Source organism: Pseudomonas sp. FSL R10-1339 (genome assembly GCF_009600545.1).
GTDB lineage: Bacteria > Pseudomonadota > Gammaproteobacteria > Pseudomonadales > Pseudomonadaceae > Aquipseudomonas > Aquipseudomonas bubulae.
The window spans coordinates 1-531 of the sequence record NZ_WIVQ01000260.1 but is presented as its reverse complement, the minus strand read 5'-3'; the positions used below and the strand labels follow the sequence as shown (position 1 = coordinate 531).

Here is a 531-nt window from a genome sequence, read left to right as displayed (position 1 = left end):
TCTGGCTCATGACGCACTCGGGGCAGGTGGTGAGGCTGTATTTCAGCATACTTGGAGACTTGTTCGGAGTTTCCTTAACACCACTGACACTACCTTTACGTTGGCTGGATATCGCTACTCCACCAGCGGCTACTACGACTTTCAGGAAGCCAACGAAATTGACCCCGACAACTTCAATAATTGGCGCGGAACCAGTACTAAACGCAGCAAGACGCAGCTCAGCATCAACCAATCTTTTGGAGACAAAGGAAACTTCTATCTTAATGGATACCAGCAAAGCTTCTGGCGTCAAAACAAATATGAACGCAGCCTGACGGTAGGTTATGACCTCAGTTACCGCAGCATCAACTACGGCTTGGCGTATACTTTCACCCAGACACCGCTTGATACTGGACGCAACAACAAAGATCAGCAACTTTCCTTCAAAGTTCAGTTCCCTTTGGGCAAGACACTCCCTAAGGAAACTCCGAACAAGTCTCCAAGTATGCTGAAATACAGCCTCACCACCTGCCCCGAGTGCGTCATGAGCCA

At 49.0% G+C, this 531-nt stretch carries 1 protein-coding gene; it reads left to right on the top strand.

Translation table 11 applies throughout. The annotated features are described in order from the left end of the window. Positions 1-531 (top strand): fimbria/pilus outer membrane usher protein (locus tag GHO03_RS24720; protein ID WP_153400705.1); only part of this gene is annotated, 531 nt, incomplete at both ends.